The 19,201-nt window shown below is 68.9% G+C and carries 17 protein-coding genes; 7 read left to right on the forward strand and 10 right to left on the reverse strand.

From position 1 onward, the window contains the following. Window positions 1-13: 13 nt before the first annotated feature. On the reverse strand, window positions 14-1,594 hold the full coding sequence (locus ACN27E_RS19795; protein ID WP_422744014.1) for an ABC transporter substrate-binding protein: 1,581 nt from the start codon (window positions 1,592-1,594) through the stop codon (window positions 14-16). 257 nt (window positions 1,595-1,851) lie between these two features. Here ACN27E_RS19795 and ACN27E_RS19800 point away from each other — a divergent pair, with 257 nt between their 5' ends. Together ACN27E_RS19800 and ACN27E_RS19805 are read left to right on the forward strand one after the other, a co-directional pair. Beyond that, a complete protein-coding gene (locus ACN27E_RS19800) occupies window positions 1,852-2,982 on the forward strand; it encodes a C45 family autoproteolytic acyltransferase/hydolase (protein ID WP_422744016.1) in 1,131 nt (376 codons plus the stop codon). 22 nt (window positions 2,983-3,004) lie between these two features. Then, window positions 3,005-3,391, forward strand: a complete 387-nt coding sequence (locus tag ACN27E_RS19805; RefSeq protein ID WP_422744017.1) for a DUF2237 family protein — start codon at window positions 3,005-3,007, stop codon at window positions 3,389-3,391. Here the strand turns inward: ACN27E_RS19805 and ACN27E_RS19810 are convergent. Genes ACN27E_RS19810 through ACN27E_RS19835 form a run of 6 tightly spaced genes read right to left on the reverse strand, consistent with a single transcriptional unit; the run spans window position 3,388 to window position 9,904 of the window. After that, window positions 3,388-3,765 (reverse strand): hypothetical protein, encoded by a 378-nt coding sequence (locus ACN27E_RS19810; RefSeq protein ID WP_422744018.1) that lies wholly within the window; start codon window positions 3,763-3,765, stop codon window positions 3,388-3,390. The two genes, ACN27E_RS19805 and ACN27E_RS19810, sit on opposite strands and share 4 nt — an antisense overlap. Before the next feature lie 4 nt (window positions 3,766-3,769). After that, a complete protein-coding gene (locus ACN27E_RS19815) occupies window positions 3,770-5,533 on the reverse strand; it encodes a penicillin-binding transpeptidase domain-containing protein (RefSeq protein WP_422744020.1) in 1,764 nt (587 codons plus the stop codon). Between the two features lie 35 nt (window positions 5,534-5,568). Continuing rightward, entirely contained in the window at window positions 5,569-6,711 is a 1,143-nt protein-coding gene (locus tag ACN27E_RS19820) for a hypothetical protein (RefSeq protein WP_422744022.1), read from the reverse strand. Then, on the reverse strand, window positions 6,708-7,721 hold the full coding sequence (locus ACN27E_RS19825) for a hypothetical protein (protein ID WP_422744023.1): 1,014 nt from the start codon (window positions 7,719-7,721) through the stop codon (window positions 6,708-6,710). Before ACN27E_RS19825 ends, ACN27E_RS19820 begins: the two co-directional genes overlap by 4 nt. After that, window positions 7,718-8,908: a hypothetical protein gene (locus tag ACN27E_RS19830; RefSeq protein ID WP_422744025.1), complete on the reverse strand. Its 1,191-nt coding sequence runs from the start codon at window positions 8,906-8,908 to the stop codon at window positions 7,718-7,720. Before ACN27E_RS19830 ends, ACN27E_RS19825 begins: the two co-directional genes overlap by 4 nt. Window positions 8,909-8,920: 12 nt before the next feature. Beyond that, window positions 8,921-9,904, reverse strand: a complete 984-nt coding sequence (locus tag ACN27E_RS19835) for a hypothetical protein (protein WP_422744026.1) — start codon at window positions 9,902-9,904, stop codon at window positions 8,921-8,923. A gap of 199 nt (window positions 9,905-10,103) precedes the next feature. Here ACN27E_RS19835 and ACN27E_RS19840 point away from each other — a divergent pair, with 199 nt between their 5' ends. The 3 genes from ACN27E_RS19840 to ACN27E_RS19850 are packed head-to-tail and all read left to right on the forward strand — an operon-like array spanning window position 10,104 to window position 14,373. Beyond that, window positions 10,104-12,323, forward strand: coding sequence for a propanediol/glycerol family dehydratase large subunit (locus tag ACN27E_RS19840; protein WP_422749995.1), 2,220 nt, complete (start codon window positions 10,104-10,106; stop codon window positions 12,321-12,323). Then, a complete protein-coding gene (locus ACN27E_RS19845; protein ID WP_422744028.1) occupies window positions 12,320-12,655 on the forward strand; it encodes a diol dehydratase small subunit in 336 nt (111 codons plus the stop codon). The genes ACN27E_RS19840 and ACN27E_RS19845 overlap by 4 nt, the downstream gene beginning before the upstream one ends. Next, window positions 12,652-14,373: a diol dehydratase reactivase ATPase-like domain-containing protein gene (locus ACN27E_RS19850; protein WP_422744029.1), complete on the forward strand. Its 1,722-nt coding sequence runs from the start codon at window positions 12,652-12,654 to the stop codon at window positions 14,371-14,373. The genes ACN27E_RS19845 and ACN27E_RS19850 overlap by 4 nt, the downstream gene beginning before the upstream one ends. Here the strand turns inward: ACN27E_RS19850 and ACN27E_RS19855 are convergent. Beyond that, window positions 14,360-14,833 carry a lipoprotein LpqH gene (locus tag ACN27E_RS19855; RefSeq protein ID WP_422744030.1) on the reverse strand — a complete coding sequence of 158 codons (474 nt, stop codon included), beginning with the start codon at window positions 14,831-14,833 and terminating at the stop codon, window positions 14,360-14,362. The genes ACN27E_RS19850 and ACN27E_RS19855 overlap by 14 nt on opposite strands. A gap of 181 nt (window positions 14,834-15,014) precedes the next feature. Here ACN27E_RS19855 and tgt point away from each other — a divergent pair, with 181 nt between their 5' ends. Continuing rightward, complete coding sequence (gene tgt, locus ACN27E_RS19860; protein WP_422744032.1) at window positions 15,015-16,235, forward strand: tRNA guanosine(34) transglycosylase Tgt; 1,221 nt, start codon at window positions 15,015-15,017, stop codon at window positions 16,233-16,235. Then, entirely contained in the window at window positions 16,232-17,452 is a 1,221-nt protein-coding gene (locus tag ACN27E_RS19865; protein ID WP_422744034.1) for a cytochrome P450, read from the forward strand. Before tgt ends, ACN27E_RS19865 begins: the two co-directional genes overlap by 4 nt. On the opposite strand, the gene ACN27E_RS19870 is transcribed toward ACN27E_RS19865, so the two are convergent. Beyond that, window positions 17,449-17,832, reverse strand: coding sequence for a DUF1304 domain-containing protein (locus ACN27E_RS19870; RefSeq protein WP_422744036.1), 384 nt, complete (start codon window positions 17,830-17,832; stop codon window positions 17,449-17,451). The two genes, ACN27E_RS19865 and ACN27E_RS19870, sit on opposite strands and share 4 nt — an antisense overlap. Beyond that, window positions 17,829-19,199 (reverse strand): flavin monoamine oxidase family protein, encoded by a 1,371-nt coding sequence (locus tag ACN27E_RS19875; RefSeq protein WP_422744037.1) that lies wholly within the window; start codon window positions 19,197-19,199, stop codon window positions 17,829-17,831. Before ACN27E_RS19875 ends, ACN27E_RS19870 begins: the two co-directional genes overlap by 4 nt. Window positions 19,200-19,201 lie beyond the last annotated feature (2 nt).

A 19,201-nucleotide genomic window follows, 5' to 3' on the forward strand; every position in this document is an offset into this window, starting at 1 on the left:
ACGGTTCGGCTGGCTATCCCGTCACGGTGGTCCGCCACAGGATCGGCCCCTCGAACCCGGGTCCGATCGTGACGTCGACGTTGTTGGTCGTCGCGAACACCGTGTCCGCGTCCCCGAGCTTGGACACGGGCAGATAGTCGTAGAACCAGCGCTGCAGATCGTCATAGTAGCCGCGAGCCTGGTCGACCGTCGGTGCGGCGCGGTACTTTTCGAGGATCGCGTCGAGCTGCGGGCTCTTCGTCGAGCCGGCGAAGTCCGGGCGCATGAACACCAGTGAGCCGGGGTCACTCTTGGCCGTGTTCGGGATGACCGCCAGCTCCCACTTCGTCGGGTCGTCGCGCACCTCGGTGAAGGTCGGCCAGTCGTAGGTGTCCAGCGAGGCGTCGATACCGATGCCCTTGAGCTGTTGTTGCACGACCACCGCGGCGTTGTAGGACTCGAGATAGTCCCGGGTCGCGATGATGCGCACCGGCGCCCCGTTGTATCCCGAGTCGGCCAGCAGTTGCCGGGCTTTGGCGGTGTCGTGCGGGTTGAACGTGTCCTTGCCGACGGCCGTCGGCCACAGTCCGCTCTGCGCGTCGAGCATCATGCTGTTGGTCAGCGTGTAGAACTGCCGGTCGCTGACGGCGGCGAGCATGATCGCGTCGCGGTCGAGCGCCGTGTCCACCGCCCGGCGTGCGGTGACGTCCGCGAAGGGGCCCTGGGCTTTGTTGTAGTACAGGTTGAGCAGCGTCACCGGGTAGGAACCGGCCTTGAGTGACTGGTCGCCCAGTACCTGGGCGGCGTTGTCGTACGGAACCTCGCTGATGAAGTCGTATTCGCCGGTCTGCAACCCGAGGACGCGGGTGGCCGGGTCGGCGACGAAGGTGAAATCGATACCGGCCACGTCGGCGGTGCGGTTGCCCGCCCGTCCGCTGGGCTCGCCCGGAGCGGGGACATAGCCGTCGAAACGGTCCAGGGCCAGTGACTGATCGGGAATCCATTCGCCCATCCGGAACGGCCCGGTGCCGACGATGTCGGTGATGGGTTCGTCGGTGGCCTTGGCGATGATCTCCGACGGGTAGATCGCCGCGAATTGCTCGTTGGGGTTGGCCAGCGCCAGCAGCGCGCCGAATGTGGGTGTCTGCAGATCGACCTGCACGGTCCGGTCGTCGACGGCCTTCCAGGTCGCCCCGTCGAAGTAGGTCTGACCGGGACCCGACAGCCGGCTCCAGCGTTGCATCGACGCCACCGCGTCCTCGGCGTCGAGGTCGCTGCCGTCGTGGAATGTGACGCCGTCCCGGAGGGTGAAGGTGTAGGTCTTGCCGTCATCGCTGACGTCGTAGTCGGCGGCGAGCATCGGCTGGATCTGCTGGTTCTCGTCGGTGGTCAGCAGTGTCTCCAGCACCCCATTGGCGATGTCCGAGGTCGCGGTGGTGGTCGACACGTCAGGATCGAGGTTGGGCGGCTGCGCCGGGATGGCCATGGTGAGTCGGGCGTCGGTGTTCACGGACCCGGCCGAATCGGATCCGCCACCGGACGAGCAGCCCGCCACGAGTGCGCCGGCCACCGCCGCGGCGGTGAGAGCGAGGGTGCGTTGCCTGGTTCTGCGCATCGAATCTCCTTCAGGAGCCGTCGGAGCGGGCTGCAATGTTGTTGGACCGTAGCAGTGCACACACCAGCACTCAAGACGAACCGCAGATAAATTTCAGACCACCGAATTGGGCTTTTATGGGGGTGAAGAGCCATGAGTGCCGCCGAGCCTTCGCAAGAGGACGTAGTGTCTGCTACGGAACGAGTGCCTGATCGGCCGCGGGAATTGCGTAGTGTATACATTCATTCGACGATCGGGTCGCGGAAGGCAGGTTGGAGATGGCAGGCGCAGGGGACTTCGGCATCCCGGTGATCGAGATCGCCGGACCGCCCGCGGAGCGGGGAGAACAGTACGGCCGGCTGGCCGGGCAGCAGATCGACGCATCGATCGCGTACTACCGCGAGGCCTTCACCAACGCGTCGGGACTGTCCTGGGACACGATCGTCGGGCAGGCCGAAGCCTGGGTCGCCCCGGCGACGGAGTACGCCCCCGATCTGGTCGAGGAACTGCGCGGCATCGCCCGCGGAGCCGAGCGCGACTTCGGTGAACTCATGGCGATCAACGCACGCGGCGAGATCATCTACGACCGCATGTTCGCCGATCTCGTCGGCGGCGAGTGCACCACGTATGCGATCGCCCCCGAGGCGTCGGGGGACGGGCATTCCTACGCCGGGCAGAACTGGGACTATCTGTGCGGGGCGATCGATTCGATCGTGCTGCTGCGGATCCACGGCGGAGACGACGAACCGGACATCATCATGCAGATCGAGGCCGGTCAGATCGGGCGGCACGGTGCGAATTCGGCCGGAATCGCGATGCAGGTCAACGGACTCGGCGGCCGTTACGGTTTCGAGGGCTTCGGTGTTCCACAGCCGTTCGTCCGGCGCCGAGTGCTGCAGAGCGACAACCTCCACGATGCGATGGAGCGGGTGTTCAAGGCGCCCCAGCAGATCGGTGCGAATTATCTGCTGGCCACCCGTGAAGGTTTCGCCATCTCGCTGGAGACCACGCCCGCCGAACGTACGGCATGGCTCTATCCGACCGACGGCATCCTGGTGCACGGCAACCACCACGAGGCCTACGTCCCCACCGGCCAACCAGGGCCCTACCAGCCCATGGCCGTCGATTCGCTCTACCGGGTGCCGTTGGTGCGCAAGGGGCTCGAGTCCGCGCGCACCGCCGATGGCACCGAGGCGACGCGCGCAGCGATCGGCGCCGCCCTCGCCAACGACGACTTCGCCCCGAATTCCGTGTGCGCCCTGCCCGATCCGAAAGTGCCGTTCGTCAAGCAGTGGCAGACCGTGGCGGCGACCATCGTCGACCTCACCACGGGTGAATATCTCGTCGCCGATGGTCTGCCCCGGGAGCGGCCGTTTACTGCGCTGCCGTGGAATCTCTACGAGCGCTGATCGGTCCGGCCATACTGACCGGGTGTCCGAACGCAATGTGCTCGGCGGTCCGCTGCAGGAGTGTGGTATCGATCCGCTGACCGGCTTCTATCGGGACGGATGCTGTTCGACCGGACCGCAGGACGTCGGCAGGCACACCATCTGCGCGGTGGTCACCGCCGAATTCCTCGACCATCAGCGCTCCATCGGCAACGACTTGTCCACGCCGCGACCCGAATACCGCTTCCCCGGCCTCACCCCGGGCGACCGGTGGTGCGTCACCGCGGTGAACTGGCTCCGCGCCCACTCCGACGGCGCCGCGGCTCCGGTGTACCTGGCGGCCACCCACGAACGCACGCTCGATGTGGTGCCGCTCGAGGCGTTACGCGAACACGCCGTCGACGTGCCCGACGACCTCGGCGATCTCTAGAAGTAGAACGGCGTGAAGTCCGCGGTCCAGCCGCCGTCGATGCAGCTGAGGAAGATCCCGTCGGGGGACTGCGCGACGCCCCTGACGTCTCCGCACGGTTGACGGGACAACCGCACGCCGATCAGCGGTGCTTGCTGCACCCATTCCCGTTGCGCGGTGCACGCATAGGTGGTGCCCGAGGAGTCGAGCCCGAACACCCACCGGCTCGTGGGTACACACGGTCCACTCGTGTCGATGTTGTGGTCGACGAACGGGACGCATTGCGCGCCGTCACACGGCCCAGCCGGTGGGGGCGCGGCAACGGCGGTCGGCGCAGACACGAGCGGCGCGGCGAGCGCACCCGCGGCCAGGGCCGCGGCGGCGACGAGTTTCATGACCTCAGCCTGCCATGGCGGGCCGCAGGAAGTCGCCGGTTATCGAGATCGCCGGCGCCGACGAATCGCCGCCGACCACCAGCGTCGCGAACGCCAGATCGCCGGCGATGCCGGCGAACCAACCATGGGAATGGGTGTTGTCACCGAACTCGGCGGTGCCGGTCTTACCGCCGAGGTCGCCGATGTCGGCCAGTGCCGAGGCGGTGCCCTCGGTGACGGTCGCGCGCATCATCGTCCGCAGTGCCTCGACGACGGGGCGCGGCAGCGTGGCCGCCGGGGTGTCGGTCTCGGTCTTCTCCCCGGCCACCAGGGTCGGGGTGACCGTCGCACCGCGGGCCAGGCTGGCCTCGGCCAGGGCGAGCCCGAACGGGCTGGTGGTCACGGTGCCCTGGCCGATGCCGTTCTCCACCTTCTGGGCGGCGGTGTCGGCGGCGGGCACCCGGCCGGTCACGGTCGTCAGGCCGGGAATGACGTAGTCGGCGCCGATCCCGAACTGCCGGGCGGTGGCCGGCAGCGCATCGGCGGGCAGCCGGTCGGCCAATGCGGCCATCGACGTGTTGCACGACCGGGCGAAGGCAGTGGTCAGCGCGACGGTGCCGAGATCGAACTCGTCGTCGTTGGGGATGGTGCGGTTCTCGATGGTGAGCCGGCCCGGGCAGGCCACCGGGGTGTCGGGGGTGGCGATGCCCGCCTCCAGCGCGGCCGCGGTGGTGATGGTCTTGAACGTCGACCCGGGCGGATACAGGCCGGAGAAGGCGATGGCGCCCTGCGCGTCGGCGGCGGCGTTCTGCGCGGCGGCCACGATGCCGCCGTCCGACGGGGCGATCGCGACCAGCACCGCGGGCCGTGGTTCGGCGGCCACGGCGGTCTGGGCCAGCAGCTGCAGACGCAGATCGACCGATGTGCGCACCGGATCGGTCGGGGCGGGCGGGGTCTGGACCAGCTGCTGGGTCGGTGCGCCCTGGTCGTCGACCAGGTACACCGACCACCCCGCCGCAGCGGTGATCTGCTGATGCCACAGCTCCGGCAGGCCGGCCAGCGCGGGGGAGGACAGTGCCCGGTCGGCGGTCAGCAGCTCCCCCTGTTCGGTGATCGTGACGCCGGGGATCGCGCGCAGCTGCTCGGCGACCGGGGTGAGGTCGGCTTGACGCAACCGGATCACCGTGACCACCGCGTCGTCGTTGCCGTCGAACTGCGCCGCGATGGACCCGGCCGTGATGTCCGGCTCGAACGGGGTCAGCAGTGCAGCCAGGGTCGCTGACGAATCACGGTGTGCCCGTTGCAGTGTGACCACCCCGACGGTCTGCCAGGTCATCAGCGGTTGGCCGGTGCGGTCCAGCACCGGGGTCTGCAGGTCGCTGTCCTCGCTGTACTGGAATGTCATCCCCGGCTGCAGATCCGGATGCAGCAGAGTCGGGGACCAGGTCAGCCGCCAGGTGTCACCATCCTGGGCGGCGCTGCCCGTCGTCTGGTAGCCGAACTCGCGGCCCGGGGCGAGGGTCCACTGGTAGGTGAGCGTCGCGCCCGTCTCGTCGGCCCCGTCTGTCGCGGTCTGGACCCGCACCGTGGCGTCGCCGCCCATACCGTCGAACATCGCGGTGATGACCGGTTCGGCAGCGGCCGGGTCGGTGGTCTGCTCCGCGGCGGCCTTGGCGTCGCGCTTGCCCAGCGCGTCGGCGAACGCCCGAACCGGGTCCTCGGGTCCGGCCGACGAACAGCCGGCCAGGATCAGGATGAGCGCGCAGACGACGGCGAGGGCGGACTTCATCCCGTCATCGTGTCAGCCGCGGCCGCGAACCCCTGTCACGCGGCGATGGCGGGTTGCGCGGCGGTGTTCACCGGCCGCGCCCTGCCGATCACCGAGGTGTAGCTACTGGCCTGCCAGGCACGAAGGAAGGCGTCGAGCGGCAGAGCCAATCCTGCGCCGACATCGAGGTCGCTGTCGTTGACCCAGACGATTCGCCGGTTGACGTCGACCGCGGTCACGACGATGGCGTGGTAGGCGTTGTCGACGGTGGGTTTCAACGACCTCACGTCCTGGCCATTCAGCATTCGCCGCGCCGAATCCCACAGGGTGTCGGGGCGGATCGAGACGATCACGCCCGCTCTGTCGTCCAATGCCGTGGTCAGCTGCCGGAGCGCCTGCTCGGTTTGATTCTTCGTGAACTCGGTTTGCACGGCATCGATGTCGAACTTGTCCAGCAGCTTGACCGCGTCGATGTAGTGGGTGCCCCAGTGCGCGCCCGTCCCGCCCGACTCGAAGATCTTGAAACCCGGCTTGGCGTCGCTGTCGGTGGACTTCGCGAGGTCGATGATCTCCTGCTGGGTGGGCATCGTATGGGTGGGGCTCAGCTGGCCGACCACGCTGGCCACCGACATCAGTACGCACGTTGGGCAGCCCCGCTCCTGGCGATACCAGTACTGCTTGTTGGTCTCGGGGTCGCCGTGGATCCCGGTCGCCTGCGGTGAGACGGTGGCCGTCGCAGGCTCGACGCCGGTGTGTGACCGGGCGAGATCTGCGCTGAGCGCGGACAGCTCCTGCTTGGGATCCGGGTCCGGTTCCCGATAGGAGGACGGGGGCAGGTGGCGCCCGCCCTGCCCGTCTGACACACCGTCCGTGTCGACCGGTCCCGTCGTGATCACGGTTGCCGCGCGATCGTCCTGCGGCCCGGCGACTTCGGCGGCTGTGGCCTTACCGGTCTCGGCTTGTTTCTGAGCGCGGTCGGCAGAGCGTCCGTCGGTGGTTGACGGACCAGCCGAACGTGGCCCCGAGCGGCTCACCGCTGATGATCCGGGCGTCGACGCTCCCACCGAGGAGCCGCCGGCCGAGCCGCCTGCCGAGACGCCGGAGTCGCCCGGATCGGCTGCGGCGGCCCCGGCTGCGCCGGCGAGCAGGATCCCGACGCCGAGGAGAAGACCGAGAAGAGTCGTCCGCAGGGCGGTCATCGGGCTGCCACCCCCGGTGCGGGGCGGGGCGATCTGAGCTGCGCGGTGAACGTCCGGTAGTTCGAGTTCCACATCGCGAGGAAGCGATCCAGGGGGATGGCGTTGCCTCGTCCGCCGACCGGAAGGGCGGCGTCGTTGAGGTAGACCAGGCCGTTCGTCTCGTCGATACCGAGCACCACGACGGTGTGGTCCGCCGGACCATTCCTTCCGGCCGCCGGGCCGTCGATGTTCACCAGCACCGCCTTCTGCGGATCCTGTAACGCTGTCTTCAGATCCTTCAACGCGAGTTGCTGCTGGCTGTTCGTGTACTTCCGCCCGGTCACGTCGACACCCGCGTCGGCCAGCAGTTCGAGCGCGTCGTCGCGCCAGACGGTGTCGTTGGCATCTTCGCCCAGATACATCGTCCTGCCGTCGCGGTATAGGCTGTCGGTGCGCAGTGCCGTGTCGACGAATTCCTGGGGATCGACCATCCGACCGGTGAGCTGGCGCATCACCATGGTGATGGTCATGAGGTTGTGGGTGCCCCAATCCCGGGCCGCCCAGTACTGCACGTTCTCAGCGGGCCTGCCGATCACCACCGGCGGGTCGACCGGATCGGCCGGCCGTGGTGCCACCGGGGTGGGCTCGACGGTCGTCGCGGGGCGTTTGACCTCGGTCGGGCTGATGCTGACGACGGTGGGCCGGGTACCGGCGCGGGGTGGGGTGGCAGGTCGGGCCGGCGGCCGGCGCACCGCGCCGCCGGCCTCGCCTCGACCGGTCGCCTCCTCGTCGCCGTCGCCCGAGGAAGCCCGCACGCCGCGGGCATCGGAGGAGTTCGAGGCACCGCGGTCGCCGGTGCCGACCGACGAGGACGTCGCGCCGGCGCCGGAGTCCGACGACGTGCTCCCGCCGGCGACGCCGGAAAGCCCGGGGTCCGCGGTCGCGACGCCCGCCGCCCCGGCGACGAGCACGCCGAGGCCGAGCAGGAATCCGAATGCGCTGGTGTGCACCGCGCGCCGCACCGCACTCACGCGGCGACCGCGATCGGTGGAGCGACACCGTTAGCGCGCGGCCTGGCGATCAGCGTCTTGAACCGACTGGTCTGCCACGCCTCCATGAAGACGGCCAGCGGCACCGGCAACCCGCGCCCGTTCAGTGGCGCGCTGTCGTTGAGATAGACCATGTCGTGCCGCTCGTCGACCTCCAGCACGATGACCGCGTGGTTGCCGAAGGTTTCCAGTGGGAACCGATTGAGCGTCCTGCCGAAGGGATCCTTGTTGATGCCGAAGAACGTCTGGTTGTAGCCGCCGTACACGTTGTTGCTGTTGATGCTGGCGATCACTCCGCGTCCGTCGGACAGCGCGGCCTTGAGTGCGTCCATCGCCAATTTGCCCTGGCCCCTGGTGTACTCGACGATTTCGGCATCGATGTCGTAGGACTCCAGGAGTTTGACGGCGTCGGGATAGTAGGCGCCCTTGTGCTTTCCGGCGAGATTGGGACCGTCACTCTCGGGTTCGTAGATCATCTGACCGGCGATGACGTCGCTGGGGATGCTCGACGCCCGGTCGATGATCCCCTGCTGAGTCGGCATCTGATTACCGGGGCTCAGTTGGCCGACGACCCCGGCCACCGACATCAAAACGCAGGTGCCGCATTGACCCTGGTGATACCAGTAGGGCTTGTTGGCTTCGTAGTTCCCGAACGTCGTAGCGTTCGACGGAGCCGCTTGGACTCCGTCGTGGGCGCGAGCCAGGTCAGCGCTGAGCGAGGCGAGGCCGCTTTGCGGATCCGCGACGACGCTGCCGGTGCTGACGGGGCGCGATTCGCCGGAATCGGTGGGCGCTGCCGTGTAATCGTTCGACGCCCGGGCGGACAGCGGGATGGCTCGCGCGGCCTCGATGCGCTGCAGCGCGCGCCCCGACGGTTCGCCAGCCGCCCCGATGCCGTTCCGATCAGCGCGCACGGCCGCGCCACGGGTACTGCTGACCTGCGAAGGCGGTACGGCAACGTGCGCAGGCTCCACCGAAGTGGTCTTGTCGGCCGGGTGAGCGCGACTGACGGACGACGTCGACGTAGGACCTGCCGACGACGAGGACGAGACGCCGGATCCCTGATCGGAAGCGGCCGGTGCGGCGGCCGCCACGCCGGCCCCGCCGGCGAGGAGCACGCCGGCCCCGAGTGTGAATCCGAAGAGTGCCTTCTTGAGGGAGATTCTCATGAGCGACACCCCTCAGGCCGCGATCGCGGTTTGAGCTGCCACCGGATCGCGTCGCAATGCAGCGGGCAGTTGTGCGACGGTGGTCGTGTAGTTGTTCGTCCACGCCGCCAGGAACTGGCTGAGCGTCAGCATCCGGCCTCTTCCGGTCGTCGGCGACCAGGCGTCGTTGAAATGCACCAGGCCGTTGGTCGCGTCAATGCCCAGCACCACCACCTCATGGGTGTGCGGCTTGTCCCAGCCGTCCAGCGTTGTGGAGACGTCCACCATCACGGCCTTGCCCGGATCCTGGAGTGCCGCCTGAAGGTTCGCCAGCGCCCGGGACTCCTGGGCTTTGGGATAGGTGCGGGTGATCAGTTCGACTCCGCGGTCGGACAGCAGTTCCTGTGCGTCAAGAGCCGAGACCCTGTCGTTGACGCCTGGAAGGTAAACCTTTCTTCCGGTGCGGTACCTGCTGTCGGTGGCGATGGCCTGATCGACGAGATCCTGGTCGTCGACCATGGCGCCGGTCAGCTGTCGGAGCAGCATCGTCGCCGACATCAGCGGTGCGGTCTCCCAGTTCCGAGTCGCGAAGAAGTCTCGGTTCTGGTCTGGATTGCCGTACACCACCGGTTCGGCCGGCCGGGCCGGTTCGACGGGTTCGTCGATGGGGATGTCCCGCACGACCGCCGGCTTGATGGCGGTCGGCCTGTTGCCCCGCGCCGGCGTCCCGACGACCGGCCTGGCCGGCGGGCGCTTCACCGTGGTCGTCGAACGCGCCGTGGCGGCCGGATCGGAAGCCCGTACCCCGTGGGTGGCCGGTGACCGGTCAGCACTGCGGTCGCCGCGGCTCACCGACGCGGCGCCGGCGGACCCCGTGTCTCTCGACGCACCACCGGCCGAGACCCCGGACTGACCGGTATCCGCGGCGGCCACCCCGGCCGCGCCGGCCAGGAGTACACCGAGACCGAGAACGAATCCGAACAGGATTCTACGCAACGCATGCTGGACCGAGGTCAACGCAAGCCTCCAAAGATATCCACCACGCGGAAATGACGAGCTCGACGATAGCGTTCCGCCCGCTGGCTGTCAGCTAATTCGATGGACTCCGTACCGGAACGTCGCGTGAGCGCCGGGTGACGCCGGGGTGTCGCCAGTGCCACCCCGCCCTGGCAGGATCACCGGCATGACGGAAAACGGCGACCTCGACCAGGGTCGGATGCGGATCCTCGACGCCAAAGCGGTGAATCTCGACGGATTCAGTGTCACCGATCCCGATCTCGGCCTGATCGCCATGCACAGTCCGAACGATCCGGCGCCGTCACTGGTCATCCGTGGCGGCGAGGTCGTCGAGATGGACGGCAAAGTCGTCGACGGGTTCGACGTGATCGACGAGTTCATCGCCCGCTACGGCCTGGACCTCTCGGTGGCCGAGGAGGCCATGGCGCTCTCGGACGTCGAGCTCGCCCGTCGTGCCGTGGATCCGAACGTGCCGCGCGCCGAGGTGGTGCGCCTGGTCGGTGGCATCACCCCGGCCAAGCTGGCGCGCGTGATGGCGGTGATGACGCCGGTCGAGATGCAGATGGCGATGAGCAAGATGCGCGCGCGCCGCACCCCGAGCAATCAGGCCCACGTCACCAATCAGCTCGACGATCCGCTGCTGATCGCCGCCGATGCCGCCAGCGCGGTGGCCTACGGCTTCCGCGAAGTGGAGACCACGGTGCCGGTGCTGGGCGATGCGCCCTCGAATGCCGTTGCGCTGCTGATCGGTTCGCAGGTCGGTGTCGCGGGCGCCATGGCGCAGTGCTCGATCGAGGAGGCGCTGGAGCTGCGGCTGGGGCTGCGCGGGCTCACCAGCTACGCCGAGACCATCTCGATCTACGGCACCGAGCAGGTGTTCGTCGACGGCGACGACACCCCGTTCTCCAAGGCGATCCTCACGTCGGCCTACGCGTCACGCGGGCTGAAGATGCGGGTGACCAGTGGGGGCGGTGCCGAGGTGTTGATGGGGGCGGCCGAGAAGTGTTCCATCCTCTACCTCGAATCACGGTGTGTGTCACTGGCTCGCGCGCTCGGATCGCAGGGTGTGCAGAACGGCGGCATCGACGGCGTCGGTGTGGTGGCCTCGGTTCCCGAGGGCATGAAGGAACTGCTCGCCGAGAACCTGATGGTGATGATGCGCGACCTCGAATCGTGCGCGGGCAACGACAACCTCATCTCCGAGTCCGATATCCGGCGCAGCGCCCACACCCTGCCGGTGCTGCTGGCCGGCGCGGACTTCATCTTCTCTGGCTTCGGTTCGATCCCGCGCTACGACAACGCGTTCGCGCTGTCGAATTTCAACGCCGACGACATGGACGATTTCCTGGTGTTGCAGCGGGACTGGGGGGCCGACGGCGGTCTGCGCACGGTCTCACCCGAACACCTGGGGCGGGTGCGCCGCCGCGCGGCGACCGCGGTGCAGGCGGTCTACCGCGATCTCGGACTCGCCGACTTCGATGACAGCCGCATCGATGCGGTGGTCGTCGCCAACGGGTCTCGTGACCTGCCCGCAGGAGATCCCAAGGCGGTGGCGGAAGCGGCCACCGCCATCGAAGCCCGGCAGCTGACGGTCTTCGACGTCGTCGCGGCCCTGCACCGCACCGGTTTCGGTGACGAAGCCGAGGCCATCATGCGGTTGACCCGCGAACGACTGCGCGGCGACCAGTTGCAGACGTCGGCCATCTTCGACGAGCAATTCCGCGTGCTCTCGAAGATCACCGATCCCAACGACTACACCGGCCCGGGCACCGGATACGCGCTCACCGAGGACCGCCGCAACGAGATCGACGCCATCCGGCAGGCCCGCACGGCGCGGGAGTTGACCGCCGATCAGGCCGAGCACCACGGACACATCGCGTTCTCCGACGTCGAGCCGGCCCGGCAAGGTAGCGATCCGCGCGAAGTCTGCATCGGGCTGTCGCCCGCACTGGGCCGCTCGGTGTGGCTGACGCTGTGCGGCCTGACGGTCGGCGAGGTGCTGCGTCAGCTGTCGGCGGGTCTGGAGGAGGAGGGCTGCGTGCCGCGTCTGGTGCGGGTCCGTTCGACCATCGACGTCGGGCTGATCGGGTTGACCGCCGCGCGGCTGTCCGGCTCGGGCATCGGAATCGGATTGCAGGGCAAGGGAACAGCGTTGATTCATCGGCGCGACCTGGCGCCGCTGGCCAATCTCGAACTGTTCAGCGTGGCGCCGTTGTTGACGGCGAAGATGTACCGCGAACTCGGCCGCAACGCTGCCCGCCACGCCAAGGGTATGGCGCCGGTCCCCATCTTCACCGGTGGCACCGACGAATCGATCTCGGCCCGGTATCACGCCCGCGCGGTTGCCCTGGTGGCGCTGGAACGTCAAGCCTGCGAACCCGGACAGGCGCCGATCACCGTGGAGGCCAAACGCGCATGACCGAGCAGAGATTCACCGTGGCCGCAGCCGTCGACGGCGAACTGGGTCTGGCCGACCTGCGCATGGACCCGGCCGTCCTGGCGCACCAGGCGGTCGTCGCCGAAGAGAACGGCAACCCGCAGCTCGCCGAGAACTTCCTGCGCGCAGCCGAACTCGCTGTCATCGACGACGAAGAGGTGATGAACCTCTACGAGGCGCTGCGGCCGCACCGCTCGACGGCCGACGAACTCGAGGCACTACGGGTCTCGCTCGAGACGCGCGGAGCCTCCCGCTGTGCCGAATTGGTGCGCCAGGCCGCCGTCGTGTACGCCCGGCGGGGCCTGCTGAGGTGACGGACACAGTGGTGGTGGTGGCCGGTGTCGACGTCGGCAACCACACCACCGAGATCGTCGTGGGCCGCATCGCCGACGGGGTGGTCACCGCGGTGACCCACGGTCAGACCCCGACGCGCGGGCGCAAGGGATCGGTCGAGTCGCTGGAGGCCGCTGCGGCGCTACTGCACCGGCTGGAGGTGGAGGCGGGGGTGACGGTGGACGAGATCGTGCTGGCGACGATCCGACCGGTCGACACCGCCACCGCTCCGCTGGCGCCGGCTGCGTCGCCGCACGCCCCGGTGCGCAGTCTGCGACACGCCGATGCGAGCACCCCCGCCGGCGCGGGGCACGGCGTCGGGGTCCATGTCCGGCTCGGCGATCTGCCCGGCGCGCCGGCCGCGGGTCCGGTGATCGTGTCCGTCGACCGCGACACCGACTTCGAAGACGCCGCGCAGCAGATCTCCGATGCGGTCCAACGGGGTTGGCGGATCGCGGGAGTTCTTGCCGCCCAGGACGATGCGGTGCTGATCCGCAACCGCATCCCGGTCGACGTCCCGGTGGTCGACGAGGTGGACCTCGATGGGCTCGCGCCGGGCGCGCTCGTCGCGGTCGAGGTGGTGGCCGAGGGCCGGGCCTACCGAGCCATGGCCGATCCCATCGCCCTCTCGGCGGCTCTGGACCTGGGCCACGAGAGGCTCGGCGAGATCGCGGACTTCACCCGGGAACTGGCCGACGCGCCGGCCCTGGCGGTCACGCCGAGGACCGGCCCGCCCGCGCCCCTGCCGCTCGACGACGATTACGTCGACATCCGGATCGGCGACAAGGTCACCCGCTACCCGCCGGCGGCCGCGCACGACGTGATGCGGCGCGAGCCGCCGGGCAGCGCCGTGGCGGTGCGCATCCGTGCGTTGCCCGCCGCCGAGACCGGTGTGGCGGTCGACGACGCGTTCTTCACCGATCTGTCGGTGATCGACAACGGAGCGTGGCTGCGCCGCGGTGTGGTGGAGGCGCGGGGCACCGTCGTCGCGCTGCTGGCCGCCGATCCGGTGACCGACGCGGCGGCGACGCTGCACACGTTGACCGGCAGGCCGACCCGCACCCTGGCCTCGGAACCGGCCGCGGCGGCGTCCGGCGCCCACACCACACCGGGGCTGCCGGCTGATGCGATGGTCTGCGACATCGGCGGCGGCACAGTGGATCTCATCGGTTGCGGCGGCATCGTCACCGCCGCAGGCGCCGGCGAGACGATCACCACTGCGGTGGCCCGGGTGCTCGGGGTCCCGCGTGCCCTCGCCGAGCGGGTCAAGCGCACACCCGCGCTGCGGGTGGAGGGGCCGCATGTCGCGCACGAGGAGGACGGTCGGCGGCTCTTCCTGGACAGTCCCGCGCCCCCGGAGGCCATCGGCAGGCTCTGCACCCGAGGCAGCGCCGGGCTGGTCCCGTTCTCCCACCGGTTGGCCGCCGAGGAGTGGCGGAGCCTGCGGCTGGCGATCAAACAGGCGACCGTCGCAGCCAACATCGCGCGATGTCTGCGCGCCTTCGACGACGCTCCAGAGGTGCTGGTGCTGGCCGGCGGTGGGGCGCTCGACGACGAATTGCTGCGCACCGTCGCAGAATCGCTGCGTCCCGAGCGGGTGGTCGTCGGCCGGGCGAACATCGACGGAGTGCACGGCCCGAGGTTCGCCGTCGCCTCGGGCCTGGTGCGTCTCTACGCCGCTGAGATCAGGGGCAGGTGACCTCGATCTCGAACGGCTTGGTCACCGGCTGCAACGGGTTCGCCATGTCGATCCCGGTCGCGTTGCCCTTGATGGTGTAGGTCTTGTCGTCCTTCTCGACCTCGGCGTTGCCCTGACCGGTGCCCTGCTGAAAGCCGAGGGTGACGCCGTTGACGTTGCCGAGCCCGACGGACTGGACGGCGGGGGGATCGGCTTCGGAGACCACGGCGCCGATACCGGTGGTGGCCTGGCCGATCGCGATGTTCACGTTGCCGCCCATCGACGTGCAGGCGACGGTGCCCTGGATGTTCTGGTCCTGACCGTCGATGGTCACCTTCGCCTCCGACGGAGCCGACGTCGCGCTCGCGGTGTTGCTCGACGTGGACGACGACTCCGACGAACCGCTGTCCGAGGAACAGCCCGCCAGTCCGGCGATGACGACCGCGGCCCCGCCGACGGTGACCAGCAAACGTTGCATCACACCCGTTCTCCTTCGTTGTCGCGGTCCGGAGGAGATCCGGACCATGATCAGCAGTATGGGGTTCGCATCATCGCCGGTCCCGCGAATGACAGAAACACCGATGCGGCACGGCGACGGAGCATCCGGACCGCGTCGTGTCGTGGATTTCATGCCCCGGCACTGACCGGTGTTCAATACCCGGGTGGATCAGCAGTTCTTCACCGTCGACGCGGAGTTACCCGGGCGGCCCGGACGTGCGGGGGTGATCCGGACCCCACACGGCGAGATCCACACCCCGGCCTTCGTCGCGGTGGGGACGCAGGCGACGGTCAAGGCCGTGCTGCCCGAGGCCATGAAACAGCTCGGCGCACAAGCCGTCCTCGCCAACGCCTACCACCTGTATCTGCAGCCGGGGCCCGATGTCGTGGACGCGGCCGGCGGTCTGGGTGCGTTCATGAACTGGCAGGGCCCGACGTTCACCGACAGCGGGGGTTTCCAGGTGCTCTCGCTGGGCGCGGGGTTCCGCAAGGTGCTGGCGATGGACACCCAACGCGTCCAGGCCGATGACGTCATCGCCAAGGGCAAGGAGCGGCTGGCCGTCGTCGACGACGACGGCGTCACCTTCCGGTCGCATCTCAACGGCACGAAGCACCGGTTCACCCCGGAGGTGTCCATCGGCATCCAGCATCAGCTCGGCGCCGACATCATCTTCGCCTTCGACGAACTGACCACGCTGGTCAACACCCGCGGCTATCAGGAACGGTCGGTGCAGCGCACCCACGCGTGGGCGGTGCGCTGTCTGGCCGAACACCGCCGGCTGTCCGTCGAGCGCGCGGACAAACCGCCGCAGGCACTGTTCGGGGTGGTGCAGGGTGCGCAGTACGAGGACCTGCGCAGGCAGGCGGCCCGCGGGCTGACCGAAATCCGGGACGAGAACGGGGCCGGTTTCGACGGATACGGCATCGGCGGGGCGCTGGAGAAGCAGAACCTCGCGACCATCGTCGGCTGGGTCACCAGCGAACTGCCGCGCGACAAACCCCGGCACCTGCTCGGGATCAGCGAGCCCGACGATCTGTTCGCCGCCGTGGAGGCGGGCGCGGACACCTTCGACTGTGTGTCGCCGTCGCGGGTGGCGCGTAACGCCGCGGTGTACTCGCAGGCGGGCCGCTACAACATCACCGGATCGCGGTATCGTCGCGACTTCACCCCTATCGACGACGAGTGCGATTGCTACACCTGCGGCCACTACACCCGCGCCTACCTGCACCACCTGTTCAAGGCCAAGGAGATCTTGGCCTCGACGCTGTGCACGATCCACAACGAGCGGTTCATCGTCCGGCTCGTCGACCAGATCAGGGCGGCGATCGTCGCCGGCGAGTTCGACGAACTCCGCGAGCACGTGCTGGGCCGGTACTACCGATGACGAACGCCGAACCCGACGCCCTGCTCGCTCAGCTGATGGATCCGTCGAACCGCGCGGATCCGTATCCGCTGTACGCCCGGTTCCGCGCGGCGGGACCGCTGGCACTGCCCGCCGCCAACCTCGCGGTCTTCTCGTCCTACGCCGACTGCAACGCGGTGTTCCGCCACCCGGCGGCAGCCAGTGACCGGCTCAAATCCACTGTGACGCAACGTCAGATCGCCGCGGGTGCAGTCGCCCGCCCGTTCGGGCAGCCCGGCTTCCTGTTCCTCGACCCGCCCGACCACACCCGGCTGCGCCGGCTGGTGAGCAAGGCGTTCGTGCCCAAGGTGGTCAAGGCGCTCGAACCGGACATCAGGTCGTTGGTCGACGGTCTGCTCGACGCCGCGGCCGACAGCGGCGAGATCGACGTCATCGGCGACCTCGCCTATCCGCTCCCGGTCGCGGTGATCTGCCGCCTGCTGGGCGTGCCCTTGGCGGACGAACCGGAGTTCAGCCAGGCATCGGCGCTGCTGGCCCAGTCGTTGGACCCGTTCCTGGCTGTGACCGGTCAGGCCGCCGACGGGGCGCAGGAGCGTCTGCAGGCCGGGCTCTGGCTCCGGCAGTACCTCCGGGATCTGATCGGGGAGCGCCGCACCGCACCTCGGGAAGATCTCATCTCGGGTCTGATCGCCGCGGAGGAGGCGGGCGATCAGCTCACCGAGGACGAGATCGTGGCGACCTGCAACCTGCTGCTGATCGCGGGCCATGAGACGACGGTGAACCTGATCGCCAACGCGATCCTGGCATTGCTGCGCCACCCGGGACAGTGGGCGGCGCTGGCGGCCGATCCGCCGCGCGCCGCGGTCGTGGCCGAGGAGACGCTGAGATACGACCCGCCCGTGCAACTGGTGGGCCGCATCGCCGCCGAGGACATGACCATCGGTGGCCTCACGGTCCCCGAAGGGGACAACATCCTGCTCCTGCTGGCCGCCGCGCACCGTGATGCCGCCGCGTTCGCCGCGCCCGACGATTTCGACCCGGATCGCCCGCAGATCCGGCACCTCGGTTTCGGTAAGGGATCCCACTTCTGTCTGGGCGCACCGCTGGCGCGGCTGGAGGCGGCGGTGGCGCTGTCCGCGATCACGGCGCGCTTCCCCGACACGCGCTTGGCCGGTGATCCGGTGTACAAGCCCAATCTGACGCTGCGGGGCATGAATTCGCTTCCGCTGCTTCTCTAGAACAGCGACACCGCCAGCAGCGCGACCGCGATCACCGGGAACGTCCCCTGGGCCAGCGCGGCCCGCGCCTTATCCGGCGACGAGGCGACCAGCACCACCGCGGCCGCGGCCATCGAGCCGGCACCCGCGAAGATCAGCGCGGCACCGATGTCGTTGCGGCCCAACAGTACTGCGGCGATCCCGACCGCGGTGACCACCGCCAGGAACAGGTTGTAGAAACCCTGGTTGAAGGCGAGCAGCCGGGTGGTCTCGGCCTCCTCGGTTGTCGTGCCGAACGTCGCCCTGGTTCGCGGGCTCGTCCAGGTGAACGACTCCATGACGAATATGTAGACGTGCAGCAGTGCCGCCAGGGCGGCGAACAGCATTGCCGCGGTGGTCATCGCGCGTCTCCGGCGAGTTCGGCGATGACCTCCCGCGCGGCCCGCTCGCCGGCCTGCACCGCACCTTCCATGTAGGCGCTCCATTCGGTCGCGGTGTCGGTCGAAGCCCAGTGGATGACCCCGATCGGCTCGGCCAGCGCGGCGCCGTAGGTGGTCCACACCAGCGGACCGCAGTTGGCGTTGTAGCAGCCGCGGGTCCACTGTCGGCTGCCCCATTCGCCGTCGATGTAGTGCAGTGGACGGGCGGCCCGGTCGCCGAAGTGGCGGACCAGTTCTGCGGTCAGCGCAGCGCGGCGTTCCTCCTCGGACCAGTGCCCGTGGGTGCGGGCCTGTTCCCCTTCGAGGAACAGCAGGATGACGCCGTGGTCGTCGCCCTGGATGCAGGTGTCGTTGGACATCCGCGCCGGACCCACGTCGGAGATGAGCTGGCCGTTGAGTCCGTCCGCACGCCAGAACGGTTCGTCGTAGATGAAGAACGCCTTCATCGCCGCGGAGTTGGGCATCCGCTGGGTCAGTTGGTCGCGGTACCCCGACAGCGGCGGGTCATACATGATGCGTCCGGCCAGGGTCGGCGAGACCGCCACGATCACCCGGCGCCCCTGGGCGACCCGGCCGCCGCGGCAGTGCACGGTCACGCGATCGGCGCTGTGCTCGATCAGCTGGACCGGGGCGTCGAGCACCAGGTGGTCGGCCACCAGCGCCGCCAGCCGGTTCGGGATCTCGGCGGTGCCGCCGACGAACCGGGTCGTCTGCGCCCCACCCTCGGATTCGGCGAACAGCTCCGCGGTCACCCCGCAGGTCTGGATCGTGAAGAGCAGATGCAGGAACGAGACCTCGACCGTCGGCACCGCGAGGATGCCGACGGTGCAGATCTCCAGCAGCGTGCGGGCCACCGGCGACAGGCCCTGGGCGTCGTACCAGGCGCCGGCGGTGATCGCGTCCCACTCGGTTGCATGCGGTGCCGTCCACGGTGCCGCCGGGTCCACCTCGGCCGCCAGTTCGTCGAGACGGCGCAACACCGTTTCCAGCTCGGCCAGTTCGCCACCGAAGCGGTCGTGGAAGTCGTTGCCGCGCAACACCGGGAATCCAGCCAGTTCGTATGTGGTCTCACCCTCGTCGAACTGTGGGTAGGTCGGCACGCCGAGCTCGTCGGCCAAGGCGAACATCCGTTGATGGGTGTCGCCGATCCACTGGGCCCCGAGTTCCATCGGCAGCCCGCCGAGTTCTTCGGTGAGGATGCGCCCACCGACACGGGTGTCGGCCTCCAGGATCAGTGGTGTCAGGCCGGCCGCCAGCACGGTGCGCGCGGCGATCAGGCCGGACAGACCCGCGCCGACGACCAGGACGTCCGCTTCATGGCTGACCATGA

This window comes from Mycobacterium sp. WMMD1722, assembly GCF_049315205.1.
Classification (GTDB): Bacteria; Actinomycetota; Actinomycetes; order Mycobacteriales; family Mycobacteriaceae; genus Mycobacterium.